26 protein-coding genes are annotated in these 25,092 nt (G+C 66.9%); 19 read left to right on the top strand and 7 right to left on the bottom strand.

Annotated elements, in window-relative coordinates; translation table 11 throughout:
* Window positions 1-800: 800 nt before the first annotated feature.
* The 15 genes from J5M67_RS02605 to J5M67_RS02535 all read left to right on the top strand — a co-directional run bounded on the left by J5M67_RS02605 (window position 801) and on the right by J5M67_RS02535 (window position 15,133).
* Window positions 801-2,024 (top strand): SfnB family sulfur acquisition oxidoreductase, encoded by a 1,224-nt coding sequence (locus J5M67_RS02605; RefSeq protein WP_207883016.1) that lies wholly within the window; start codon window positions 801-803, stop codon window positions 2,022-2,024.
* Window positions 2,025-2,175: 151 nt separating this feature from the next.
* Window positions 2,176-3,546, top strand: coding sequence for an LLM class flavin-dependent oxidoreductase (locus J5M67_RS02600; RefSeq protein WP_207883014.1), 1,371 nt, complete (start codon window positions 2,176-2,178; stop codon window positions 3,544-3,546).
* On the top strand, window positions 3,546-4,211 hold the full coding sequence (locus tag J5M67_RS02595) for a methionine ABC transporter permease (protein ID WP_192434518.1): 666 nt from the start codon (window positions 3,546-3,548) through the stop codon (window positions 4,209-4,211). Before J5M67_RS02600 ends, J5M67_RS02595 begins: the two co-directional genes overlap by 1 nt.
* Before the next feature lie 128 nt (window positions 4,212-4,339).
* Window positions 4,340-5,110 (top strand): MetQ/NlpA family ABC transporter substrate-binding protein, encoded by a 771-nt coding sequence (locus J5M67_RS02590; RefSeq protein WP_207883012.1) that lies wholly within the window; start codon window positions 4,340-4,342, stop codon window positions 5,108-5,110.
* A gap of 151 nt (window positions 5,111-5,261) precedes the next feature.
* Entirely contained in the window at window positions 5,262-6,497 is a 1,236-nt protein-coding gene (locus tag J5M67_RS02585; protein WP_207883010.1) for an SfnB family sulfur acquisition oxidoreductase, read from the top strand.
* Between the two features lie 9 nt (window positions 6,498-6,506).
* The gene (locus J5M67_RS02580; RefSeq protein WP_207883008.1) at window positions 6,507-7,724 is read left to right on the top strand and encodes an SfnB family sulfur acquisition oxidoreductase; all 1,218 of its coding nucleotides are present in this window, start codon (window positions 6,507-6,509) and stop codon (window positions 7,722-7,724) included.
* Between the two features lie 370 nt (window positions 7,725-8,094).
* The gene (locus tag J5M67_RS02575) at window positions 8,095-9,492 is read left to right on the top strand and encodes an LLM class flavin-dependent oxidoreductase (RefSeq protein ID WP_207883006.1); all 1,398 of its coding nucleotides are present in this window, start codon (window positions 8,095-8,097) and stop codon (window positions 9,490-9,492) included.
* Window positions 9,493-9,530: 38 nt separating this feature from the next.
* A complete protein-coding gene (locus J5M67_RS02570) occupies window positions 9,531-10,328 on the top strand; it encodes a MetQ/NlpA family ABC transporter substrate-binding protein (protein WP_207883004.1) in 798 nt (265 codons plus the stop codon).
* Between the two features lie 125 nt (window positions 10,329-10,453).
* Entirely contained in the window at window positions 10,454-11,515 is a 1,062-nt protein-coding gene (locus tag J5M67_RS02565) for a methionine ABC transporter ATP-binding protein (protein ID WP_207883002.1), read from the top strand.
* A complete protein-coding gene (locus tag J5M67_RS02560; protein ID WP_207883001.1) occupies window positions 11,478-12,152 on the top strand; it encodes a methionine ABC transporter permease in 675 nt (224 codons plus the stop codon). The genes J5M67_RS02565 and J5M67_RS02560 overlap by 38 nt, the downstream gene beginning before the upstream one ends.
* A 93-nt stretch (window positions 12,153-12,245) precedes the next feature.
* Window positions 12,246-12,383 (top strand): hypothetical protein, encoded by a 138-nt coding sequence (locus J5M67_RS02555; RefSeq protein ID WP_207882999.1) that lies wholly within the window; start codon window positions 12,246-12,248, stop codon window positions 12,381-12,383.
* A 51-nt stretch (window positions 12,384-12,434) separates the two neighbouring features.
* Window positions 12,435-12,806 (top strand): hypothetical protein, encoded by a 372-nt coding sequence (locus J5M67_RS02550; protein WP_207882997.1) that lies wholly within the window; start codon window positions 12,435-12,437, stop codon window positions 12,804-12,806.
* 150 nt (window positions 12,807-12,956) lie between these two features.
* The gene (locus tag J5M67_RS02545; protein WP_207882995.1) at window positions 12,957-13,619 is read left to right on the top strand and encodes a glutathione S-transferase family protein; all 663 of its coding nucleotides are present in this window, start codon (window positions 12,957-12,959) and stop codon (window positions 13,617-13,619) included.
* A gap of 86 nt (window positions 13,620-13,705) precedes the next feature.
* Complete coding sequence (locus tag J5M67_RS02540) at window positions 13,706-14,218, top strand: thioredoxin family protein (RefSeq protein ID WP_207882994.1); 513 nt, start codon at window positions 13,706-13,708, stop codon at window positions 14,216-14,218.
* A gap of 246 nt (window positions 14,219-14,464) precedes the next feature.
* Entirely contained in the window at window positions 14,465-15,133 is a 669-nt protein-coding gene (locus J5M67_RS02535; protein WP_207882993.1) for a TIGR04211 family SH3 domain-containing protein, read from the top strand.
* Between the two features lie 49 nt (window positions 15,134-15,182).
* Here the strand turns inward: J5M67_RS02535 and J5M67_RS02530 are convergent, their stop codons facing one another.
* From J5M67_RS02530 to J5M67_RS02520, 3 genes are all read right to left on the bottom strand, one after another.
* Window positions 15,183-15,572, bottom strand: coding sequence for a VOC family protein (locus J5M67_RS02530; RefSeq protein WP_207882991.1), 390 nt, complete (start codon window positions 15,570-15,572; stop codon window positions 15,183-15,185).
* Between the two features lie 93 nt (window positions 15,573-15,665).
* Window positions 15,666-16,166 (bottom strand): VOC family protein, encoded by a 501-nt coding sequence (locus tag J5M67_RS02525; protein ID WP_207882988.1) that lies wholly within the window; start codon window positions 16,164-16,166, stop codon window positions 15,666-15,668.
* A gap of 79 nt (window positions 16,167-16,245) precedes the next feature.
* Window positions 16,246-17,196, bottom strand: a complete 951-nt coding sequence (locus J5M67_RS02520) for a LysR family transcriptional regulator (RefSeq protein WP_207882986.1) — start codon at window positions 17,194-17,196, stop codon at window positions 16,246-16,248.
* 164 nt (window positions 17,197-17,360) lie between these two features.
* On the opposite strand from J5M67_RS02520, the gene J5M67_RS02515 reads away from it, so the two are divergent.
* From J5M67_RS02515 to J5M67_RS02505, 3 genes are all read left to right on the top strand, one after another.
* Window positions 17,361-18,119, top strand: a complete 759-nt coding sequence (locus J5M67_RS02515; protein ID WP_207882984.1) for an SDR family NAD(P)-dependent oxidoreductase — start codon at window positions 17,361-17,363, stop codon at window positions 18,117-18,119.
* Window positions 18,120-18,242: 123 nt separating this feature from the next.
* Entirely contained in the window at window positions 18,243-18,770 is a 528-nt protein-coding gene (locus J5M67_RS02510) for a cysteine hydrolase family protein (RefSeq protein ID WP_207882982.1), read from the top strand.
* Between the two features lie 28 nt (window positions 18,771-18,798).
* On the top strand, window positions 18,799-19,725 hold the full coding sequence (locus J5M67_RS02505; RefSeq protein WP_207882980.1) for a LysR family transcriptional regulator: 927 nt from the start codon (window positions 18,799-18,801) through the stop codon (window positions 19,723-19,725).
* A 138-nt stretch (window positions 19,726-19,863) separates the two neighbouring features.
* Here the strand turns inward: J5M67_RS02505 and J5M67_RS02500 are convergent, their stop codons facing one another.
* The 4 genes from J5M67_RS02500 to J5M67_RS02485 all read right to left on the bottom strand — a co-directional run bounded on the left by J5M67_RS02500 (window position 19,864) and on the right by J5M67_RS02485 (window position 23,945).
* A complete protein-coding gene (locus J5M67_RS02500) occupies window positions 19,864-21,702 on the bottom strand; it encodes an amidohydrolase (protein WP_207882979.1) in 1,839 nt (612 codons plus the stop codon).
* Between the two features lie 19 nt (window positions 21,703-21,721).
* Window positions 21,722-22,276, bottom strand: a complete 555-nt coding sequence (locus tag J5M67_RS02495; protein ID WP_207882977.1) for an antibiotic biosynthesis monooxygenase — start codon at window positions 22,274-22,276, stop codon at window positions 21,722-21,724.
* 63 nt (window positions 22,277-22,339) lie between these two features.
* A complete protein-coding gene (locus J5M67_RS02490; protein WP_207882975.1) occupies window positions 22,340-22,996 on the bottom strand; it encodes a hydrolase in 657 nt (218 codons plus the stop codon).
* Between the two features lie 373 nt (window positions 22,997-23,369).
* Complete coding sequence (locus J5M67_RS02485) at window positions 23,370-23,945, bottom strand: ABATE domain-containing protein (RefSeq protein WP_207882973.1); 576 nt, start codon at window positions 23,943-23,945, stop codon at window positions 23,370-23,372.
* A 199-nt stretch (window positions 23,946-24,144) separates the two neighbouring features.
* On the opposite strand from J5M67_RS02485, the gene J5M67_RS02480 reads away from it, so the two are divergent.
* Window positions 24,145-25,032 carry an alpha/beta fold hydrolase gene (locus J5M67_RS02480; RefSeq protein ID WP_207882971.1) on the top strand — a complete coding sequence of 296 codons (888 nt, stop codon included), beginning with the start codon at window positions 24,145-24,147 and terminating at the stop codon, window positions 25,030-25,032.
* Window positions 25,033-25,092: the final 60 nt, after the last annotated feature.

The raw sequence follows: 25,092 nt of genomic DNA, 5'->3' as shown, positions 1-25,092 counted from the left end.
AGCGCCGCCCCTGTGGGAGCGGGCCAATGCCCGCGATCCGTGAACGGGCGCATCACGCCAATGCCCACCGGCGATACCGAGCCATCCGCGAGGGATTTCGCGGACAAGGTCCGCTCTTACGGGAGACGTGCGTCGAAGCTGGCCCGCCGCTACAAGGGAATGCCGTGCCATGCGGTTCGCGAGCAAGCTCGCTCCTACGAAGAGCCCAACCGATCCGGCTTTGGCTTTGGCTTTGGCTCTTCGAGACTTCCAGAGAAACGCCCGCGCACTCCGACTGCCCCGTTCAGGAGGCCTCGTTGAAGCGAAGTTTCAGGGGTTGAGCGACATGGATGTCGCGAGAGCTGCGATGGGCCAGGGATGGCCCTTCGCAGCGTGCCCCTGAAACTTCGCTTCAACGAGGGAATTTTTCGCCCCAAGCGAAAAACCGGATGTCCGGGGCAAGACCTTTGCCTCCTTTGGGGCGTTTGCCAAAGGAGGTCGCCCGAGGGGGCGAAACAAGAAGTCCCAGCGCACGCTGAAGCGGCGCGGAACACCGAAATCAAAAGCATCGCGGACAGAGTCCGCTCCTACATTGTTTTTTGGATCCCCGCGTTCGCGGGGATGACGCTCCCTGTTCCAGCACTGTTGCTCCAGCAACACCCACCCAACACTTTGCTGTCCGCCCAGCGTCTCAACTGTTGAAAAAAACAATCAAGCTATTGATTTTAAAGTAAATTAATTTCCGGCACAGCTTGTGCAATGACCCAATCAGACAGACCCGAACGCCGGGTCGAATCATCTGCCGAGGTCGCTGTACTGCCATGCCCCAACTCCCCGAATCCGCCCACTACGACATCCGCGAACCCAACGCGCACCGGATCGGCTCCGACGCCGAGGCCCTCTCGGTCGCCCACAAGGTCGCCGCATTCCTGCTCGAAGGCGCCGCCGAGCGCGACCGCAACCGCGAAGTCCCGCCCGAGGTCGTCGAGCTCTACTCCAACAGCGGCCTGTGGGGCATCACCGTGCCCCGTGCGTTCGGTGGCGCCGAGGTGTCCTACGCCACCCTCGCCGAAGTCATCGCGATCATTTCCGCTGCCGACCCGTCGCTGGGACAGATTCCGCAGAACCACTACTGCCTGCTGGAAGACATCCGTCTGCAAGGCACCGACGAGCAGAAGCGCTTCTTCTTCGACCTCGCGCTCAAGGGCAACCGCTTCGCCAACGCGCTGTCGGAAACCGGCGGCAAGAACGTGCAGGACATCCAGACCCGCCTGCGCCACGACGGCGACAGCGTGGTCATCGACGGCCGCAAGGGTTACTGCACCGGCTCGCTGTACGCCCACTGGATCGGCGTGCTCGGCCTCGACGAGCAGAACAACGCCCAGCTCGCCTTCGTCCCGCGCGGTACGCCGGGCCTCGTCATCGTCGACGACTGGGCCAGCATCGGCCAGCGCACCACCTCCAGCGGCACCGTGCTGGTGGAAGGCCTGCGCGTGCCGGCGTTCAACATGTTCCCCACGCATCGTTCCTACGACGTGCCGACCCTGGCCGGCCCGTTCGCGCAGATCACCACCGCCGCCATCGACGCCGGCATCGCCCGCGCGGCGCTGCGCGACACCATCGCCTTCGTTCGCGAGCAGGCGCGCCCGTGGATCGACGCCGGTGTGGAGAAAGCCAGCGAAGACCCACTGACCATCATCCAGGTCGGTGAGCTGGGCATCCGCATCGAGGCCGCCGACGCCCTGCTGGAGCGTGCCGGCAAAGTCATGGACGCCGCCCGCCCCGCACCGGACGAAGACAGCGTGGCCCGCGCCTCGGTCGCCGTGGCCAAGGCCAAGGTGCTGACCACCGAGGTCGCCATTGACGCCACCAACAAGCTGTTCGAGCTCGGCGGCACCCGCTCCACCCTCGCCCGCCACGGATTCGACCGCCACTGGCGCAACGCCCGCGTGCACACCCTGCACGACCCGGTGCGCTGGAAGTACCACCTGGTCGGCAATTGGCTGCTGAACGATAAGCGTCCGCCGCGCCACGACTGGAACTGAAAACGGTGAATACGCCTGCTGCGCGAACCGATAGCTGCGTGGGGCGGTGCTCGCTCCTCGCCTATCAAACTCGATATGTCTCGTCGCTGCGCTCCGTCCGCCTTGCTCTCGGATCGCTCGCGACGGCCTGTTCACCGTTTTGGTACCCGCTATGAAAGAGATCCGCCTCAACGCCTTCGCCATGAACTGCGTCGGCCACCTCTCACCCGGCCTCTGGCGCCACCCGCGCGACCAGCAGGCCGCGCGCTATACCGACATCCATTACTGGATCGAGCTGGCGAAGACCCTCGAACGCGGAAAGATCGATGGGCTGTTCCTCGCCGACGTGCTGGGCGTCTATGACGTCTACCACGGCAACGCCGACGCCGCCCTCAGCGCCGGCGCGCAGGTGCCGGCCAACGACCCGCTGCAGATCGTCCCGGCCATGGCCGCGGCCACCGAACACCTGGGCTTCGGCATCACGGCGTCGGTGTCCTTCGAGCACCCCTTCCCCTTCGCCCGGCGCATCTCCACGCTGGACCACCTGACCCGTGGCCGCGCCGGCTGGAACATCGTCACTTCCTACCTCAACAGCGGCGCGCGCAACCTGGGGCTGAAGCAGCAGCTCAACCACCAGCAGCGCTATGCCCTGGCCGAGGAATACCTGGAGGTCTGCTACAAGCTCTGGGAAGCCAGCTGGGACGACGACGCGGTGGTCGCCGATCGCAAAGCCGGCATCTACGCCGACCCGCGCAAGGTGCACCCCATCGAGCACAAGGGCGAACACTTCGAAGTGCCCGGCTTCCACCTCAGCCAGCCTTCGCCGCAACGCACCCCGGTGCTCTACCAGGCCGGCGCGTCGAGTCGCGGCAAGGCGTTCGCCGCCGGCAATGCCGAGTGCGTGTTCGTCGCCGCGCCGACCAAGCGCATCCTTCGCGACCAGGTGGCCGACCTGCGGCGCCTCGCCGTGGAAGCCGGCCGCCAGCCGAGCGACGTGCTGGTGCTGAACCAGCTCACCGTGATCGTCGCACCGACCGACGCGGAGGCCCTGGCCAAGCTGGAAGACTACCGCCGCTACAGCGACCGCGAAGGCGCCCTGGCGCTGGTCTCCGGCTGGACCGGCATCGACTTCGGCCAGTACGCGCCGGACCAGGTGTTGCGCCACGTACAGAGCGACGCGATCCAGTCCGCCGTGGACGCCTTCAGCGCTGCCGACCCGGAGCGCCAGTGGACCGCCGCCGAAATCGCCGACTACTGCGCCCTGGGTGGCGACGGCCCGCTGCTGGTGGGCTCGCCGCAGACCGTGGCGGATCAGCTGCAGGCCTGGGTCGAGGAAACCGACGTCGACGGCTTCAACCTCTCCAGCCTGGTGGCGCCGGAAACCTTCGTCGACATCGTCGACCTGCTGGTGCCCGAACTACAGGCGCGCGGGCTGTTCAAGCGCGAGTACGAACAGGGCACCCTGCGCCACAAGCTGTTCGGCCAGGGCGACCGTCTGCGCGCGCCACACCGCGCGGCAACGCTCAGAAGGAGCGAGCAGTGATGGACGGCTGGTTCCGCAACCTCGACTGGCACGACCTCGCCCAGGCCTGCCTGGACACCCTCGCCATGCTCGGCGGCGCGCTGGCCTTCACCGTGCTGCTGGGCCTGCCGCTGGGTGTGCTTCTGTACCTCACCGGCAAGCGCCAGCTGCATGCGAAACCCGGCCTGTACCGGGCGCTGTCGGTGGTGGTGAACATGCTGCGCTCGCTGCCGTTCATCATCCTGCTGATCGTGCTGATCCCGGTCACCACGCTGATCACCGGCACCTCACTGGGCGTCGCCGGTGCCATCCCGCCGCTGGTGGTGGGCTGCACGCCGTTCTTCGCGCGGCTGGTGGAAACCGCCCTGCGCGAGGTCGACCGCGGCCTGGTGGAAGCCACCCAGGCGATGGGCGCCAGCACCTGGCAGATCATCTGGCACACCCTGCTGCCGGAGGCCCGCACCGGGCTGATCGCCGCCGTGACCGTCACCGCCATCGTGCTGGTGGACTACACCGCGATGTCCGGCGTGATCGGCGGCGGCGGCCTGGGCGACCTGGCCATCCGCTTCGGTTACCAGCGCTTCCAGACCGACGTGATGATCATCACCGTCGCCCTGCTGATCCTGCTGGTGCAGGCCTTGCAGATGAGCGGCGACCGCCTCGTCGCGCGCTACACGCGGCGCTGAATTCCCCGCCCACTCCCCGCCCGGGAGCGGCACTTGCGATCCAGCCGCCGGCAGCCGGCCCCGCTGCCACCAAGGCCTCACGTCCACACCACGACGGCCCACTCCCTACTGTTCAAGGAGCAACACCCATGAAAAAGGCCATCGCCATCCTGGCAGCCGTCGTCGCCTTCTCCGCTCACGCGGGGGAAAAACTCGTGGTCGGCGCCACCCCGGTTCCCCACGCCGAGATCCTCGAGTTCGTCAAACCGCAACTGGCCAAGGAAGGCGTCGACCTGGACATAAAGGTCTTCACCGACTTCATCCAGCCCAACCTGCAGCTCGCGCAGAAGAACCTCGACGCCAACTACTACCAGTACCGCCCCTTCCTCGATGACTTCAACAAGACCCGTCACACCGACCTGGTGCCAGTGGTGGGCATCCACATCGAGCCGTTCGGCGCCTACTCCACCAAGTACAAGTCCCTCGCCGAGCTGCCCGACGGCGCCAGCGTGGCCATCCCCAACGACCCGGTGAACACCGGCCGCGCGCTGGTGCTGCTGGCCGAGAACGGCCTGATCAAGCTCAAGGACCCGACCAACCCGCAGTCCACCGAGCGCGACATCACCGACAACCCCAAGCACCTGAAGATCCGTGAACTGGAAGGCGCCCTGCTGGCGCGCGCGGTGAAGCAGGTGGACCTGGCGTTCGTCTTCGCCAACTACGCGCTGGAAGCCGGGATCGATATCAAGAGCGCGCTGATCGTGGAGAAAGGCAAGGACCTCTACGCCGAGTTCCTCGTCGCCCGCCCGGACAACATCCAGGACCCGGGCATCCAGAAGCTGGCCAAGGCACTGAACTCGCCGGAAGTCCGCCAGTTCATCCTGACTCGCTACAAGGGTGAGATCGCGCCGGCTTTCTAAACACCGATTCTCCCCTGTAGGAGCGAGGGGGACGCCTAGTCCTTGCTCGCGAACCTTTCGCCCCGCAGCGGGATTCGTTCGCGAGCAAGCTCGCTCCTACAAAGAGCTTCCCAGGAAAGGAATTCCCTGCTCCACAACCACAGGTAACCGCATGACCAACGAATCCGCACCCAAGGACCTTCGTGACCAGGCGCCCCGGCTACTCCCGGCGCGCCGCATCGACAATGACGCCCAGGCCATCGACGCCGCCCACGAAGTGGCCCGCCTGGCAAAACCCGGAGCCGCCGCCCGCGACCGCGAGCGCGCCCTGCCCTGGCGCGAGCTGGAGCATTTCACCGCCCTCGGCCTGGGCGGCATCAGCATTCCCCGCGAGTACGGCGGCGCGCAGGTCTCCTACGCCACCGTGGCCGAAGTCTTCCGCGTGATCTGCGCCGCCGATCCGGCATTGGGGCAGATCCCGCAGAACCAGTTCGGCCTGCTCAACGTGATCGACAACGTCGCCAGCGACGCGCAGAAGCGCGTGCTGTTCGGCGGCGTGCTGGGCGGCCGGCGCATCGGCAATGCCGGCCCCGAACGCAACACCCGCAACACCCTCGAACTCAAGGCGCGGCTGGTGCGCGACGGCGAGAACTTCCGCGTCAGCGGCGAGAAGTTCTATTCCACCGGCGCGCTGTTCGCCCACTGGGTCGCGGTGAAGGCCATCGACGAGGAAGGCCGCGCAGTGATGGGCTTCGTCGAGCGCGGCGTGGAAGGCCTGCGCATCATCGACGACTGGTCCGGCTTCGGCCAGCGCACCACCGCCAGCGGCACCGTACTGCTGGACAACGCACCCGTCGCCGGCTCCCTGGTGATCCACAACGGCCGCCTGGCCGATGTACCCAATATCCAGGGCGCCGTATCGCAACTGATCCAGGCCGCCATCGATGCGGGCATCGCGGCGAACGCCCTGGAAGACGCCATCGACTTCATCCGCACGCGCACCCGTCCCTTCATCGACGCCGAAGTCGAAAACGCCAGCGACGAACCCTTCACCATCGCCGAAATCGGCCGCCTGCAAGTCGATCTGCACGCCGCCGAAGCGCTGCTGGAGCGTGCCGGCCATGTGCTCGACGAAGTCAGCGCGCGGCCCATCGACGACGAGTCCGCCGCCCGTGCCTCCATCGCCGTGGCCGAGGCCAAGGTACTGACCACCGAGATCAGCCTGGCCGCCAGCGAAAAGCTCTTCGAGCTGGCCGGCAGCCGCGCCACCCTTGCCGAATTCAACCTCGACCGCCACTGGCGCAACGCCCGCGTGCATACCCTGCACGACCCGGTGCGCTGGAAGGTCCAGGCGGTCGGCGCCTACCACCTCAACGGCGCCCGTCCGGCGCGTCATTCCTGGATCTGAGGAGCGCCGATGAACAGCCTCGTACTGAACAATCCCAAGCCGGTCACTCCCGTCCACCTCATCCGCAGCGACGACGAAGCCCTCGACGTCGCCCGCGCCCTGGCTGCCGATTTCCGCGAAGGCGCCATCGCCCGCGACCGCGAGCGGCGTCTGCCGTGGGACGAACTCGAACGCTTCAGCAGCTCCGGCCTGTGGGGCATCAGCGTGCCGCGCGAACACGGTGGCGCGGGCGTTTCTCGCGTCACGGTGGCCCGCGTCATCGCGATCATCTCTGCCGCCGACGGCTCGCTGGGGCAGATTCCGCAGAACCATTTCTACGCCGTCGAACTGCTGCGGGTGAACGGCAGCGAAGAGCAGAAGGCTCGCCTGTTCGCGGAGGTCCTGGCCGGTGTGCGCTTCGGCAATGCGCTGGCGGAAATCGGCACGCGCACCGCCCATGACCGCACCACTCGCCTCAAGCGCGAGGACGGCCAACTGCGCATTCATGGCCGCAAGTTCTACAGCACCGGCGCGCTCTATGCGCAGCGCATTCCGACCCTGGTGATCGATGACGACGGCGCCCAGCAGTTCGCCTTCATCGCCCGCCATGCCCAGGGCGTGGAAGTGATCGACGACTGGTCCGGCTTCGGCCAGCGCACTACCGGCAGCGGCAGCGTGGTGTTCGATGGCGCGCCGGTGGACGAGCGCGACATCGTGCCGTTCCAGAGCGCCTTCGAGCGCCCGACCACGGTCGGCCCGTTCGCGCAGATTCTCCACGCCGCCATCGACGTCGGCATCGCTCGGGGCGCTTATGAAGACACGCTCACCTTCCTGCGCGAGAAGGCACGTCCGTGGATCGATTCGGGCGTCGACAAGGCCAGCGACGATCCGCTGGCGATCAACGAAGTGGGCCGCCTGGCGATCCGCCTGCACGCCGCCGAGGCGCTGCTGGACCGCTCCGGCCGCGTCCTCGATGCCGCCACCGCCGCGCCAACCGCCAAAAGCGTTGCCGCTGCGTCCATTGCCGTGGCCGAGGCGCGGGCGATCACCACCGAGGTTTCGCTGCTGGCCGGCAGCAAGCTGATCGAACTGGGCGGCAGCCGCGCCAGCCTCGCCGAACTGGGCCTGGACCGTCACTGGCGCAACGCCCGCGTGCACACCCTGCACGACCCGGTGCGCTGGAAGTACTTCGCGGTGGGCAACTACTACCTCAACGGCCAGCTGCCGCCGCGCCGGGGGACGCTGTGATGCCTGGCTCCGTCGACCGACAAGAGCCCCTCACCCTAACCCTCTCCCAGAGGGAGAGGGGACCGTTCAGTGCAGGGAGAAACCAAGGCGTCAGCCGGCACGTCCTGCCGCTCTGCCGCCAGAAGAGAGGACTGGTCGGTGCAGGAGGAATCCAAGGCATCCGTTGGCACGGACTGCCCCCTCTCCCTGAGGGAGAGGGCTGGGGTGAGGGGGAAGTGTCAGCGCCGATCCCTCCATCCAGCGAACGACTCAATGTAGGGCGCATAACGCCTACGGCGTTATCCGCCGTCGAGGCGGATAACCCGTTCCGGCTTATTCGCCCTACCAATGCTGCAAAGCAATTGCCGAGCTGCCCGAGCAAGGAATCCCCGTGAGCCAGAAGCAGATTCTCCTAAACGCCTTCAGCATGAACTGCGTCGGCCACATCAACCACGGCCTGTGGACCCACCCGCGCGACCGCTCGACGGACTTCAACAAGCTCAGCCACTGGACCGACCTCGCCCGCCTGCTGGAGAAGGGCCTGTTCGACGGCCTGTTCCTCGCCGACATCCTCGGCGTCTACGACGTCTACCAGAACGGCATCGAGCTCACGGCGAAGGAGGCCATCCAGCTGCCGGTGAACGACCCGCTGATGCTGGTCTCGGCCATGGCCGGCGCCACGCGGCACCTGGGCTTCGGCGTCACCGCCAACCTCACCTACGAGGCGCCCTACCCGTTCGCCCGCAGGCTTTCGACGCTGGATCACCTGAGCGATGGCCGGGTCGGCTGGAACATCGTCACCGGCTACCTGGAAAGCACCGCCCGCGCCATGGGCCAGGAGCGGCAGATCGACCACGACCGCCGCTACGACCGCGCCGACGAGTACCTGGAAGTGCTCTACAAGCTCTGGGAAGGCAGCTGGGAAGACGACGCGGTGCTCGCCGACCGCCAGCGCCGCGTCTACGCGCAGCCGGGCAAGGTGCACAAGGTGCGCCACCACGGCGAGTTCTTCGATGTCGAGGGTTACCACCTCAGCCAGCCCTCGCCGCAGCGCACGCCGCTGCTGTTCCAGGCCGGTGCGTCGAATCGCGGGCTGGCCTTCGCCGCGCGCCATGCCGAGTGCGTGTTCGTCTCGGCGCAGACCCGCGACGCCACCCGCGTGCTGGTGGACCGCATCCGCCAGGCGGCGGTGGATGCCGGCCGCCACGCGGACGATATCAAGGTGTTCATGGGCATCAACGTCATCGTCGCGCCGACCGAAGCCGAAGCCCGCGACAAGCTCGCCGAGTACCGCCGCTTCGCCAGCGCCGAGGCAGGCCTGGCGCACTTCGCCAGCACCACCGGCATCGACTTCTCGCGCTACGCGCTGGACGAGCCGATCCGCTACGAGAAGACCAATGCCATCGAGTCCGCCACCAAGGCCCTGACCGTCGCCCGCACCGACGCCACCGTGCGCCAGCTGCTGGAACAGCTCGCCCTCGGCGGCCGCTACACCACGCTGGTAGGCGCCCCGATGCAGGTGGCCGATGAGCTGCTGGGCTGGATCAACGAGGCGGGCCTCGATGGCTTCAACCTCACACGCACCGTGGAGCCGGAAAGCTACGCCGACTTCATCGACCTCGTGGTGCCCGAACTGCAGAACCGCGGCGCCTACAAGACCGCCTACGCGGACGGCACCCTGCGGGAAAAACTCTTCGGCGCCGGCCGCGCCCGACTGCCCGCGCGGCACGTCGGCGCGAGCTTCCGCCAGGCAACCGCCACTGGAGCGACTCCAGCCTTCTCTCTTTAAAGGCCATCAAGGCCTGAAACCCATAAGGATTCGTTGCCATGCATGCACGCTTCAAGCTTACCCTCGGCCTCTCCCTGAGCCTCCTCGCCGCCGGCCTCGCCCAGGCGGCCGATACCCTGCGCCTGGGCACCACCGCCGCCTTCGCCCCACCGCTGGAAGTGGCGGTGAAGGAAGCCGCCCAGCAGGGCCTGAAGGTCGAACTGGTGGAGTTCACCGACTGGAACGCGCCGAACATCACCCTCGACCACGGCGACATCGACGCCAACTACTTCCAGCACACGCCCTTCCTGGAGAACGCCAATCGCGAGGGCGGCCTGCACCTGAAGGCCTTCGCGCCGGGGATCATCAACAACGTCGGCCTGTACTCGACCAAGTACAAGGCCATCGCCGACCTGCCCGACGGCGCCAAGGTCGCCATCGCCAACGACCCGATCAATGGCGGCCGCGGCCTGCAGCTGCTGCAGAAAGCCGGGCTGCTCAAGCTCAAGGACGGCGTGGGCTACAAGGCGACGCTGGACGACATCGTGGCCAACCCGAAGCATATCCAGATAATCGAGCTGGAGGCCGTGCAGCTGGTGCGCGCGCTGGACGACGTCGACCTCGCCCAGGGTTACCCGCACTACATCCGCCTGGCCGGGACCATCGATCCGAACAGCGCGCTGCTGTTCGACGGCATCGAGAACAAGGAGTACGTCATCCAGTTCGTCACCCGTGACGACTTCAAGGACCCGGACGGCAAGCTGAAGAAGTTCGTCGATCTCTACCAGCATTCGCCGCAGGTCCGCGCCGCCCTGGACAAGGCCCACGGCTCGCTCTACCAGCCGGGCTGGCAATAAACGCGCCAGCGTTTACGTAGGAGCGGACTCCGTCCGCGATAGGTTCGCCTCGCGCCGGATGCCATCGCGGACGAAGTCCGCTCCTACGCCAGCTCTTGCTCCCAAACTCAGAACAGGCCCCCACCATGGTCAGCTTCAACCGCAATCTCGAACTCGCCACCCAGCACATCGCCCTGCGCGGGCTGGGCAAGACCTACGCCGGCCATCACGGCCCGGTGGAGGCGCTGAGCGACATCGAACTCTCCGTCCGCCGTGGCGAAGTGTTCGGCATCATCGGCCGCAGCGGCGCCGGCAAGAGCTCGCTGATCCGCACCCTCAACCGCCTGGAGCAACCCAGCGTCGGCCAGGTGCTGATCGACGGCGAGGACATCGGTACCTTCGACTCCCAGCAACTGGTCGGCCTGCGCCGTCGCGTCGGCATGATCTTCCAGCACTTCAACCTGATGTCGGCCAAGACCGTCGCGCAGAACATTGCCCTGCCCCTGCGCGTGGCCGGCGTGCCCAAGGCGCGCATCGCCGAGCGGGTGGATGAACTCCTCGAACTGGTCGGCCTGACCGAGAAGCGCCACGCCTACCCGGCGCAACTCTCCGGCGGGCAGAAGCAGCGCGTCGGCATCGCCCGCGCGCTGGTGCACCAGCCGGAAATCCTGCTCTGCGACGAGGCCACCTCGGCGCTGGACCCGGAGAGCACCCAGGCCATCCTCGCTCTGCTGCGCGACATCAACTGCCGCCTGGGCCTGACCATCGTGCTGATCACCCACGAGATGGCGGTGATCCGCGAGATCTGCGACCGCGTGGTGGTGCTCGAACGCGGGCGCATCGTCGAGCAGGGCGAGGTCTGGGAAGTCTTCGGCAATCCGCAGCACGAGGTCAGCCGCACCCTGCTCGGCTCGCTGCAGCAGCACCTGCCGCCGGACCTGCTGGCACGTCTTGAACACCCGTCGGACAACGAAGTCATCCTCGACCTGCACTACACCGGCGTGCGCGAACAGGAGCCGGACCTGCTGGCCATCGCCCAGGCCCTGGGCAGCCGCATCAGCCTGCTGCACGGCGGCATCGAGCGCATCCAGGGCCGCGCCCTGGGCCGCCTGCTGCTGAGCGTTGCCGCGCCCGCCGCCAGCGCCCCGCAACTGCTCGAACGTGCCCGCGATGTCGCCGACCGCCTGGAGGTGCTCACCCATGCCTGATCGCCTGCTGCAAGGCCTGCTCGACACCCTGCTGATGATCGGCGCGTCCTCGGCCATCGTGCTGCTGGTGGGTATCCCGCTGGCCCTGGTGCTGGTCACCACCGGCCCCGGCGGGATATTCCAGGCGCGCCTGGTCAACCAGAGCCTGGGCAGCGTGGTCAACGTGCTGCGCTCGATCCCGTTCCTGATCCTGATGGTCGCGCTGATCCCCTTCACCCGGCTGATCGTCGGCACCAGCTACGGCGTGTGGGCGGCGGTGGTGCCGCTGACCATCGCCGCCACGCCGTTCTTCGCGCGCATCGCCGAGGTCAGCCTGCGCGAAGTCGACCACGGCCTGATCGAGGCGGCCCAGGCCATGGGCTGCCAGCCCCGGCACATCATCTGGAGCGTGCTGCTGCCCGAGGCGCGGCCGGGTATCGTCGCCGGCTTCACCATCACCCTGGTGACCATGATCAACTCCTCGGCCATGGCCGGCGCCATCGGTGCCGGCGGCCTCGGCGACCTGGCCTACCGCTACGGCTACCAGCGCTTCGACACCCAGGTGATGCTCACCGTGATCATCCTGCTGGTGGCCCTGGTGACCCTGATCCAGTTCGGCGGCGACCGCCTGGCGCGCTGGCTCAACAAGCGCCTGTGACGTTCGTCGGCTGAGTCGGGCAACGCCCTGCGACCCGGTGGGTTGCGTCTACCCTGACAACACACCCGCCCCCTCCGTGCTCCGGCACAGTTCGTGGATGCGCGGCGTCCCTATCCACGAAGGTCCGCTCGCGAGGTGTTCGTCATGGCCAATCCTCTGTCCACCTTGGGTATCGTGCATACCGCCATCAGCCTGGTGCCGCTGGTCGCCGGGTTGTGGGCGTTCTACTAGGCGGGCCGCATCGATCCGCGCAGCCCCGCGGGGCGCTGGTACGTCGTCGGGATGATCCTCGGCGTACTGACGGCTTTCGGCCTGTCCAGCACTGGCGGCTTCAACGCCGGGCACGCCATCGGCATCCTCTGCCTGCTCGCCCTGGCGGTGGGCAGCTACGCACAACGGATCAGCGCCCTCGGCGGACTGGGCGAATACCTGGCAACGGCGGCGATGAGCTTCAGTTTCTTCCTGATGATGATCCCGACACTCAACGAATCCCTCTCGCGCCTCCCCCCATCCAACCCAATCGGCCATGGCCCGGACTCGCCCCCGGTGCAGACAGCGGTATTGATGGCGCTGCTGATATTCGTCCTCGGCGTGCTCTACCAGTTCTACCGCATCCACCGCCGTCGCATGCCGCCGGCCCGTCCGGCGCACTGACTGTGCCGGCTCTTTCTGCACGATCCGCCGGGAACGCTGGTGAACGTGCTGGAGCACACCGACCAATGATCTCCGCCTTGCCGCCAACCCCACGGGCAACTAGGGTGAAACCACCCGCAAACGGCGCGTGCAACAGCAGGTGATCCCGCCATGTCCCTCGTACTGTTTGGTCATCCCTTCTCGTCGTATACCCAGAAAGTCCTGATCGCCCTGTACGAGAACGACATACCCTTCGAATTCCGCTGCCTCGGCCAGGACACCCCGGAACACTCCAAGGAATGGCTGAGCCTGTGGCCGCTGGCCAAGTTCCCGGTGCTGCTGGACGGCGAGCGCAGCATCGCCGAGTCGAGCATCATCATCGAGTACCTGCAGCTCACCCGGGGCGGCGCGCAGCGCTGGCTGCCCGAAGAGCCGATGGCGGCCTTGCAGGTGCGCTTCCTCGATCGCTTCTTCGATCTTCACGTGATGAGCCCGGTGCAGCATGCCGTCTCCGGCGCCCTGACCGGCGATGCGGGCAAGCGCCAGGATGGCTTGACGGTCGCCAGCCAACGGCTCGAACTCGCCTACCGCTGGCTGGAGAACCACCTGACCGCCAGCGATGCCTGGGCCAGCGGCGACGACTTCACCCTCGCCGACTGCGCCGCGGCGCCGGCGCTGTTCTACGCCGACTGGACCCACCGCATCAGCGACGCCTACCCGATGCTGCGGGCATACCGCGCGCGCCTGCTGGCGCGCCCCTCGTTCGCCCGCGCGGTCGACGAGGCCCGCCCCTACCGCCCGCTGTTCCCCCTCGGCGCGCCGAAAAGGGACTGACGGCCGGCGCTCCGACCGTCACGTGGTTGCCCTCGCCCGGCAATTCTGCTGGGATGCCGGTTCCCCCGTCTGCAAGAGAAACGCCCATGGCCTCCTACGAGGAACTTTTCTCCATCGGTGAAGGCTTCGATGCCTTCGTCGCCCACGGACTGCTGGACGAGATCACTGGAGTGCGCGTGGTACAGGCCAGACTGACCGCAGCCGATGCCGTCAGCGCCGCCACCCGCCAGCGCATCCAGGCCGTGTCGCGGCGCTATCACCTGCTGGTGGCCGGCGAAATGTGGTGCCCGGACTGCCAGATCAACGTCACCGTGATGGACTATCTGCAACGCACCCAGCCGCTCATCGACCTCGCGGTGATCACCAAGGGCCGCGCCGAGGACGACCTGCGCGAACGGCTGGCGCTCGATCGCATCCCGATCCCGGTGGTGGCGGTGCTGGATGAGCGCTTCGGGCTGGTCGGCCGTTTCATCGAACGCCCGCAGGTGGTCATAGACGGCGGCGATGCGCTGAAGCCGGACTACCGCGCCGGGCAATACCTGGAAGACACCCTGACCGACCTGCTGGACATCATCGAAGCCGCCGAAGGCCGCGCCTGATCCCCGCACCTCGGCTCCCGGCTGTCCCGTTCGCGGACAGCCGCCCATCCCCCGCTTCGCCACCCAGTGAACTCCTGGCGCCTCTCGGCTGTCTGTCAGCTGTCGGCCCACCTGGGCGGGACGCATGGCACTTGGCCATTTGACGCAGGATCGCGTCAATTCCCGCCCTGTTCATAACAACTTTCCGGGCCGTCGTTTTCACTCCCGCTTGCCGGGTTTGTTCCTATCGCCATGTGAAGATGAACCATGTCCCTGACTCGCCCGCTCGCTCTCCGTGTTTCCTCCCTCCAGACCCGTGCCCTGGGCGCCTGCCTGCTCGGTGGCCTGCTGGTGACCACGCTGCCGGTCCTGGCCGAGGAGGCGCCCGGTAACAGCCGCTGGGTGAACGACAGCCTGACCACCTACGTGCGCAGCGGCCCGACCGACGGCTACCGCATTGTCGGCACCCTCGTCTCCGGGCAGAAGGTCGAGCTGGTGAGCACCCAGGGCGACTACAGCCAGGTGCGCAGCGAGAGCGGCAACACGGTGTGGATTCCCAGCCGCGACCTGCAGGACAAGCCCGGCCAGGCCGAGCGCCTGCCGCAACTGGAGCAGAAGGTGGCCGAGCTGAGCAGCCAGCTCGACGGCATCAACGACAGCTGGAAGACCCGCGTGCAAGGCATGCAGGAAACCCTGGACACGCGCAAGAAACTGATCGACGAACTGCAGGCCGCACGCACCTCGCTGGACAAGGAGCTGAGTCAGGCGCGCTCCGACCTGCGCGCGGTGCAGGCGCAACTGGGCGACGAGAACAAGCAGGTGCTGATGCGCTACATGGCCTACGGCGGCAGCATTGCCGGCGCCGGGCTGCTGGCCGGCCTGATCCTGCCGACCCTGCTGCGCGTACGCCGCAAGCGCAACGACCAGTGGATCTGATCCGTTCCCGGCTTCACTACCCGCGCCATCCGCGGGTGGTCGCCGCTTTTCACTCTTCCAGGTGACAGACGCAACACAGCTTGTTGCCGTCCAGGTCACGCACATAGGCGCCGTAGTAGGTCGGCGAATAATTCAGGCGCAGCCCCGGCCCACCTTCGTCGACGCCGCCCAGCTCCAGCGCACGCCGGTGCAAGGCATCCACCTGCGCGCGGGTGCGCGCCTCGAACGCCACCAGGCTGCCATTGCCGACCCTGGCCGGGCGCGCGTCGATGGGCACGTACACGCAGAACGCGATGTCGCTGTCCGGATGGGTGAACACCGCGCGCTCCGGGTTGTGCCGGTGCGCCAGCAGGCCGATGCCCAGGGGCTCGAGGATGCGCTGGTAGAACGCGATGGCCCGCTGCAGGTCGGCGGTGCCGACGGTGATGTGGCTGAACATCGCTGAAATCCTCGCTGCGGCGGCCTGGCGGCTCACACCCCGTCCTGAACTATAGCCACGCGCCGCCCGGCATCGACGGCGCCCGGACGGACGTCAGTGCCCGGCGTGGGCGCGCTCGATGGCCGCCATGTCGAGCTTCTTCATCCCCATCACCGCCTGCAGGGTGCGCGAAGCCTTCACCGGGTCGGGGTCGGCCACCATGTCGCCGACATGCCGCGGGCAGATCTGCCAGGACACCCCGAAGCGATCCTTCAGCCAGCCGCACATCTGCGATTCCTCAGGCCCGCCGGCGGAGAGCTTGTCCCAGAAGTGGTCGATCTCCTTCTGGCTGTCGCAGAACACCTGCAGCGAGATTGCCTCGTTGAAGGTGAAGGCGGGCCCGCCGTTCAGGGCAATGAACGTCTGGCCATCGAGCACGAACTCAACCGTCAGCACCGAGCCGGGCTCGCCGCCGTGGCGGTCCTTCTCTGCCTCGGGGTAATAGCTGGTCTGGACGATCCGCGAATGGGGGAAGATGCCGGTGTAGAACTCGGCGGCCTCCTTGGCCTTGCCGTTGAACCACAGGCAGGGGCTGATGCGTTGCAGGCTGGACATGGTGAGTCTCCTGATTCTGGCGCGGTCGGCATGACCGGCATGCAGCTTGGTCGCCTGGGCGACGAGGGAATCGACAAGTCTAGGCTGACTTTCCCGCAACGCCGGACGACCGGTCGGGTAGCCAGTGCGAGCCCAGCACATCGGGCTCGCCCAGCAACTGCGTCAACCAGTGCATGAACACCCGCACCCGCTGCGGCAGATGGCGATGGGCGTAGAGCAGCGAAATGTCCATGGGCGGCAGCGGCACCGACTCCAGCACCTGCACCAGACGCCCGGCCTCCAGGTCGTCCTGCACGCCATGCAGCGGCACCTGGATCAGCCCGAGCCCGCCCATGCAGGCGCTTTCGTAGGCCTCGGCATTGTTCACTGACAACGCCCCGGCCATCGGCAGGCTGCAGGTCTCGCCGTTGTGCAGGTATTCGAAGCCCACCGGTCGCGCGCCCAGCACACTGACGTAATGGATCAGCCGGTGCCCCGCCAGGTCGGCAAGACTCTGCGGCACGCCATGGGTCGCCAGGTACGCGGGACTGGCGCAGGTGACCTGGGGCGAGCGACCCAGCAGGCGCGCCACCAGCGACGGATCGTTGACCGCACCGACCCGCACCACGCAGTCGAAGCCTTCGCGCACCAGGTCGACACGGCGGTCGGTGCAGCTCACCTCCAGCTCCAGCGCCGGATGCCGCGCGAGGAATTCGCCCAGGCGCGGCATCACCAGCTTGCGCGCCATCACCGTCGGCATGTCTACCCGCAGCCGCCCGGTCAGTGCCTCGTCCTGTTGTCGGAACAGGCCCTGCAATTCGTCCAGCTGGGCCAGCATGTCCTTGCTGCGTTCGTAGAGCACCAGACCGTCCTGGGTTGCCGTGACCTTGCGCGTGGTGCGCTGCAGCAGACGGGTGCCGAGCTGGGTTTCGAGAGACTGGATGTGCTCGGACACCGTGGAACGCGGCAGGCCGAGCTGTTCGCCGGCCTGGGTGAAGCTGGCCAGTTCGGTGACGCGGACGAAGGTGCGCAGCAGCTCGGGACGGATCATGGCGGTGGGTCGCTCCTGTTCGGGCTATTTCTCGGACTATTGCTCGAACTATTGCTCGAACTATTATTCGGAAGCTCCGACCAGTATTTCCGAAACCAGCAGATTTATCACCACGGCGACGAACAATAAGCTCTCTCCATCCCCACCCCAACCGGAGCTTCGCCATGACCCGCAAGATCGCCCTCATCACCGGTGCCAGCCGTGGCCTCGGCCGCAACGCCGCCCTGCACCTCGCCGCTGCCGGCATCGACATCATCGGCACCTACCGCAGCCAAGCCGACGAAGCCCGCGCAGTGGTCGCCGAGATCGAACAGCACGGCGGCCGCGCCCTGATGCTGCCGCTGGACGTGGCCGACAGCGCCAGCTTCGACGCCTTCGCCCAGCAAGTCCGCGACGGCTTGCGCAGCACCTTCGGCCGTGAGCGCTTCGACTTCCTGCTGAACAACGCCGGCATCGGCATCCACGCCGCCTTCGCCGAGACCACCGAGGCGCAGTTCGACCAGTTGCTGAACATCCAGCTCAAGGGCCCCTTCTTCCTCACCCAGAAGCTGCTGCCGCTGATTAAAGACGGTGGGCGCATCCTCAACGTCTCCACCGGCCTGACCCGCTTCGCCCTGCCCGGCTACGCCGCCTACGCGGCCATGAAGGGCGCAATGGAAGTGCTGACCAAATACCAGGCCAAGGAACTGGGCGCGCGCGGCATCGGCGTCAACATCATCGCCCCCGGCGCCATCGAGACCGACTTCGGTGGCGGCCTGGTGCGCGACAACGCCGAGATCAACCGGCAGATCGCCAGCAACACCGCCCTGGGCCGCGTCGGCCTGCCGGACGATATCGGCGGCGCCATCGCCGCGCTGTTCTCCGACGGTAGCCGCTGGATCAACGGCCAGCGCGTGGAAGCCTCGGGCGGCATGTTCCTCTGAGCCGTGCATCGCTCCCGCCCCGCGCGGGAGCGATGCACCCGCGAAACCATCGCCAGCATTGGCCCGGTCAGCGCGGGCAGCTACCATCCTGCGGTCGCCCTTTTCAGACCTTCAGGATTCCCCATGAACACCGCCCTGCTGATCATCGACGTACAGTCCGACCTCTGCTCCGGCAGCAACCCCTGCTTCGATATCGACAACGTGCTGCAGCGCATCAACGGCATGAGCCGTGCGGCACGCGAGGCCGGCGTGCCGGTGGTGCTGATCCAGCACGAAGACAGCGACCTGCCCTACCAGAGCGAAGCCTGGCAACTGGAGCCGCGCCTGCTGACCGGCGAAGGCGACCTCAAGGTCCGCAAGACCACCCCGGACTCCTTCCTGCGCACCGAGCTGGCCGACCTGCTGCAGGCGCGCGATATCGGGCACCTGGTGATCTGCGGCCTGCAGAGCGACTACTGCGTCGACACCACCACCCGCCGCGCCCTCGCCCAGGGTTATGCAGTAACCCTGGTGCGCGACGCCCACTCCACCGTGGACAACGCCGTGCTCAGCGCCGCACAGATCAGCGCCCACCACAACGCCGTGCTGGGCAGCATCAGCAGCTTCGGCCAGCGCGCCCAGGTCATCTCCGCCGCCGACGTGCGCTTCTGATCAGCAGGCGTATCGCCGGGAGAACGCCATGAACTTCGACTGGAACGACATCCCGATCCTGCTCGCCCTGGCCCGCCACGGCAGCCTGAGCGCCGCCGGCCGCGCGCTCGGCGTCGATCCCTCGACCATGAGCCGGCGCCTGGTGGCGGCCGAAACGTCACTGCAGACGCGCCTGTTCATCCGCGACAACGCCGGCTACAAGCCCACCGACGCCGGCGAGGCCTTCCTCGCCTACGGCGAGCGCATCCTCGGCGACGTGCAGAGCATGCTGCTGGAGACCCGCAACGAAGCCAGCGCCATCACCGGCTCGGTGCGCCTGACGTCGATCGACTTCCTGTTCAGCCACTGGCTGGTGCAGCACATGCCGCAGCTGGCGCGCACCTACCCGAACCTGCAACTGCAACTGGTCCCGGCCAACCGCTCGCTGTCCTTCACCCGCCGCGAGGCCGACTTCGCACTGCGCCTGGCGCGCCCGCAGGAGGATGCCGCACTGGTGATGCGCAAGGTCGCCGACATCGGTTTCTCGGTATACGCCGCCACGGCGCTCGCCGAGCTGCCGCCGCAGGACTGGCCGCAGCAGCCCTGGCTGGCCTATGGCGAAGAGCTGGACGACACCCCGGAAATGCAGTGGCTGCGTCACTTCGCCCCCAGCGCCAGCTATGCGCTGCGCGCCAGCAGCGTGACCACCCTCACCCACGCCTGCGAAACCGGCCTGGGCATGGCCCTGCTGCCGTGCATCCTCGGCGAGCGCAACGGTCTGGTGCGCCTGACCGGCCCGGTGGTGGCGCGGGAAATCTGGCTGCTCAGCCACCGCGACGCCGGCCGCATCGGCCGCTTCCAGGCGGTGAGCGACTGGCTGCGCGACATCTTCGACCAGGATGCGGCGCAGTTCAGCGGCGAGAACCTGGCCTGCCGCGACATCGGCTGCGCGCCGTTCGAGCCGACGCACCGCTAGGGCCTGGACTGGAGGATGCGTGGGGACTCGCCGGTCGACATCGGCGCCGGGCTGCTCGTCGCGGCCATGACGGCTGGTCTGTGAGAAGTGCGCAAAAGGAAGGAAAGCGCGGGCCCTGAGGCCCGCGCAGAGTCATCATCAGAAGGCGAAACAGGAACAGCCGAAGGCGCCCCAGAAGCCCTGGAAGTCACTCACCGGCACGCTCGACTGCCGTGCCCGCTCATGGCTGTGGCCATGCACGCCGCAGGAGCCGGCGCACTGGTGCACGGCGCGTTGCAGCGGCGCCTGCGGTCGCCAGTGCCCCGGCACCTTGGCCACCGGCGACCAGTCCGGCAGCACCGGAATCGCGGTCGGCGCCTGGCGCTCGAAGTCGCCGCTGCCGAACACCACCCGGCCATCGACCACGGTGAGCACCGACTCGATGGTCTTTATCTCCTCCTCCGGCACGCTGAAGTAGTCCGCCGAGAGCACCGCGACGTCGGCCATCTGGCCCACCTTGATCATGCCCTTGCGGCCCTGCTCGTTGGAGAACCAGGCGCTGCCGTGGGTGTACAGCTCCAGCGCGGTGGCGCGGGACAGGCCCTCGGGGTACAGCGCCATGCCGCCCACGGTCCTGCCGCTGACCATCCAGTACAGCGAGGTCCAGGGGTTGTAGCTGGAGACGCGGGTGGCGTCAGTGCCGGCGCCCACCGGCACGCCCTCGGAGAGCATGCGCTTGATCGGTGGGGTCATCTCGGCGGCCTGCTTGCCGTAGCGGTCGACGAAGTACTCGCCCTGGAAGGCCATGCGGTCCTGGATGGCGATGCCGCCGCCCAGCGCCCGCACCCGCTCGATGTTCTTCGGCGAGATGGTCTCGCAGTGGTCGAAGAACCAGTGCAGGCCGTTGAACGGAATGTCGCGATTGACCTTCTCGAACACGTCGAGCATGCGCGAGATGGATTCGTCATAGGTCGCGTGCAGGCGGAACGGCCAGCGTTGCTCCACCAGGTGACGCACCACTGGCTCCAGCTCCGCTTCCATGGTGCCGGGCAGGTCCGGGCGCGGTTCGAGGAAGTCCTCGAAGTCGGCCGCCGAGAACACCAGCATCTCGCCGGCGCCGTTGTGGCGCAGGAAGTCGCTGCCCTGGCCGTAGGTGACGCTGCTGGTCCAGTTCTTGAAGTCGGCCAGCTCTTCCTTGGGCTTCTGGGTGAACAGGTTGTAGGCGATGCGCACGGTGAGCTGGTCGTCTTTTTCCAGCTGCTGGATCACCTGGTAGTCGTCCGGGTAGTTCTGGAAACCGCCGCCGGCATCGATGGCGCTGGTGACGCCCAGTCGGTTCAGCTCGCGCATGAACTGGCGGGTGGAGTTGACCTGGTATTCGAACGGCAGCTTCGGTCCCTTGGCCAGGGTCGCATAGAGGATCATCGCGTTGGGCCGGGCGATCAGCATGCCGGTGGGGTCGCCGTTGCTGTCGCGGACGATCTCGCCGCCGGGCGGGTTCGGCGTGTCCTTGGTGTAACCAACCACCCGCAGCGCGGCGCGGTTGAGCAGCGCGCGGTCATACAGGTGCAGGACGAACACCGGGGTGTCCGGCGCCGCCTGGTTCAACTCTTCAATCGTCGGCATGCGCCGTTCGGCGAACTGGAATTCGTTCCAGCCGCCCACCACCCGCACCCATTGCGGCGAGGGCGTGCGCAGGGCCTGCTCCTTGAGCATGCGCAGGGCGTCGGCCAGGGACGGCACACCTTCCCAACGCAGTTCCAGGTTGTAGTTCAGGCCACCGCGAATCAGGTGCAGGTGCGAGTCGTTGAGACCGGGAATCACCGTGCGCCCTTTCAGGTCGATGACGCGGGTGGCGCCGCCACGCAGGGCCATGGCTTCGGCGTCGGTGCCCACGGCGATGAACTTGCCATCGGCAATGGCCACGGCGGTGGCGCTGGGCTTTTCGCGATCGACCGTGTGGAAGCGGCCGTTGGTCAGGATCAGGTCGGCATTCATGGAAATGCTCCTCTTGCGATCAGCGGGCATTGAGCCAGGCGGAGAACAGGCGCGTGACCCGTGGCATGAAAACGTAGACCACCAGCAACACGATGGTGAGGGTGATGAGTATGTTGGCCGGTACGAAACCACCCAGCGGCGGCACCCATGCGAACAGGGGTTTCCAGAGCTGCGGCACCAGCATCACCAGCGGCAGGATCACCAGGTAGGAGACCGCCGCCTGCTTCCAGCGCGGCGGTTGCCGCTGGTCGCTTTGCCCGGGGGTGAACCAGAACTCGTGGTCGCTGTGCAGCTCCTGCTGGTCGCCGTCGGTCAGCAACGGCGTGGCGCGGCCGATCAGCTCGCGGCGCTTCGCGGAGTCCAGCCAGACCTGCAGTTCGTTGGCGCTGGCGAAACGCAGCACGGAGGTGAAGTCGTCGCCCTGGTGCATCACGTCCACGCCCAGGTGGCCGGGAAACTCGCTGGCGGCGTGGGTCAGCTCACGCAGGATGGCTTCGTATTCCGCCGCACGGCCGGGCTTGGCCCGGTGGCGGATGATCAGCGTCACGGACTCTCGACTCACGGGCACGTTCATGCTTCTCCCTCCTGGGGTGGCCTCCCCCGCCAGAGCGAGGGAGGGCTGGGTGCAATAGGCCGATCAGTGGCCTTCGCTGGCGTTGAACATGGTCTTGGCGTAGATCAGGCCCAGGCCGTAGGCGCCGCCGTGCTCGATGGAGGTCTTCACGGTCTGGTCGTAGGTTTCGCCACGGGCCCAGTCGCGTTGCAGTTCGAGCAGGTATTGCAGCGACGTCATCGGGCGCGCGCCCAGCTGGATCATGCGTTGCAGGGCCATTTCATGCGCTTCGGTGGACACGTCGCCACAGGCATCGGCGATCACGTACACCTCGAAGCCCTGGTCGATGGCCGACAGCGCCGGGCCGACGATGCACACCGAGGTCCAGAGGCCCGCGAGGACGATCTTCTGCTTGCCGAACTTGTTGACCTCCACCGCGATACGCGGGTCTTCCCAGGTATTCATACTGGTACGGTCGATGACGTTGTGCTCGGGGAAGACCGATTTGATCTCGCCGAAGATCGGGCCGGAGAAGCTCTTCTCGGCAACGGTGGTGAGGATGGTGGAGACGTCGAATTCCTTGGCGGCCTTGGCCACCAGGGCGGCGTTGTTGCGCAGGGTCACTGCGTCGATGGACTTGGTCGCGAAGGACATTTGCGACTGGTGGTCGATCATGATCAGGGTGTGGTCGGCCGGGTTCAGCAGGGTCTTGCCCGGAGCAGCTTTGGCGATAGCGGTCATGATGTTTTCCTTCTGCGTTGCGTGAGTGGGTAGGTCTTGGTGGTGATCCAGGTCCGGTGGTTTCGAGGGTGGTGCCGAACCGTGGAAACATCTTTGCCGATCACTCGAAAGCGCGGAACAGACAGGGTTGCAGGGGGACTTTGCAGTTTTGCAAGCCCCTCTCCAGGCCGCGCCACGACTGGGCAGTACGGCAGAGAAGCAGCAGAGGAGATGCGACTGACGCCGCCTGACCATGCCCCCGGAGCGCACCGAGGCTGGCTACGAAGCCGCGATTGCCGGGCAGCCGGGCACTCAGGACGTGCCCACGGATCTCGAAATATGCGCGGAGCATCGACGTACAACCGCGAACGGTTGTACGTCCTACGATGAGGCCCTACTCCCCGCGCTGTCGCTTGCGGTGTTCCGCCACCTTATGCCGGTTGCCGCACGCCGCCATGCTGCACCAGCGCCGGCGGTGCGACTTGGTGCGGTCGTAGAACCACAGCACGCAATCGGGATGCTCGCACTTGCGTACCAGGTTGAAGTCCCCTTCAGCCAGCAGCGTGGCGGCGAGTTCCGACAGGGGCGCGAGCAGTTGTTCCGGCGATGCGTGTTCGCCGACCCGTTCCAGGTGCGGCGCCTCGACGCCTTCCCAGACCAGCCGTGGGTGACTGGCCGCCTGCAGCAGGAAACGGTTGAGCGCCGCAGGGTCGCCGCGCAGCCCGCCTTTGCGCTTGAGCACCAATTCACGCACCGCCTCGCGCAAGGTTCGGGCGGCGTCCAGCAACGCGCCCTTGGCGAATCGGCCGGCGCCATCACGCCGCAGTTCCATGCGTTCGAGCCAGGCCAGTACGTCGGCGTCGGACTGCCAGAAGTCCACCAACTGCCCGTCCACCACCGCCACGGTGTTGATCATGTCCAGCGCGGGGTGATCGGCGATCACGAAGGGTTCGAGGGTCGGTGCGCTCATGACGGCGGCCTCCTGGCAGGAATGCGCTCATCGTAACCCTTCATATCCATTTAGCAAGTTACATCACCTTGAGACGACCGTTCGTCCGTCCGACAATGTAACCTCTATAAATTAATTTGACAGGTTACAAAGGCAAGTCCAGATTTGCCCTCGAAGTAACCCATAAACAACTTTTAACAAGTTACAAAAGGACCTCGACATGAACGCTATCGCCCACACCGACACCGCCATCCATTACCGCTTCGCCGACGCCGACGGCGTCCGCGTGTTCTACCGCGAGGCCGGCCAGCCGGGCTCGCCCGTGCTCCTGCTGCTGCACGGTTTCCCCAGTTCGTCGCACCAGTTCCGCAACCTGATTCCGCTGCTGGCGGAACGCTTCCATGTCATCGCCCCCGACCTGCCCGGTTTCGGCTTCACCGAAGTGCCGGCCGAGCGCGACTATCGCTACAGCTTCGCCAACCTCGCCCTCACCCTCGGCGCCTTCGTCGAGGTGCTGGGTCTTGAGCGCTACGCCCTGTACGTCTTCGACTACGGCGCACCCACCGGCCTGCGACTCGCGCTGGCGCACCCGGAGCGGGTCACCGCGCTGATCTCGCAGAATGGCAATGCCTACCTGGAAGGCCTGGGCGATGTCTGGGCGCCGATCCGCACCTACTGGGCCGATCCGTCCGCCGCCAACCGCCAGGTGGTGCACGACGCCCTGCTGACCCGTGCAGGTGTCCGCCTGCACTACGTCGAAGGCGCGTCGGACCCGAACCTGATTGCCCCCGAGACCTACACCCTCGACGCCCTGCTGATCGAGCGTCCGGGCAACAAGGACATCCAGCTCGACCTGTTCTACGACTACCAGGACAACCTGAAGCTCTACCCCGACTTCCAGGCGTTCTTCCGCGCCACCCGGCTGCCGTCGCTGATCATCTGGGGCAAGCACGACCCGATCTTCATCCCGCCGGGCGCCGAAGCCTTCGCCCGCGACAACCCCAACGCGGTGATCGAGCTGCTGGACACCGGCCACTTCGCCCTGGAAACCCACGTCGAGCACATCGCCAAGCGCATCCATGAGGTGATCGGCAGCGCCCTGAGCTAGGCGCCCTGCCCTTCAGGCGACCAACCGCCACGCCGGCCGGCACGCCACGGGTGCCGGCGC

Source organism: Pseudomonas sp. 30_B, assembly GCF_017491605.1.
GTDB lineage: Bacteria > Pseudomonadota > Gammaproteobacteria > Pseudomonadales > Pseudomonadaceae > Pseudomonas.
Note: the sequence above shows the minus strand (reverse complement) of the source record. Positions and strands in the feature narration are given on the sequence as shown.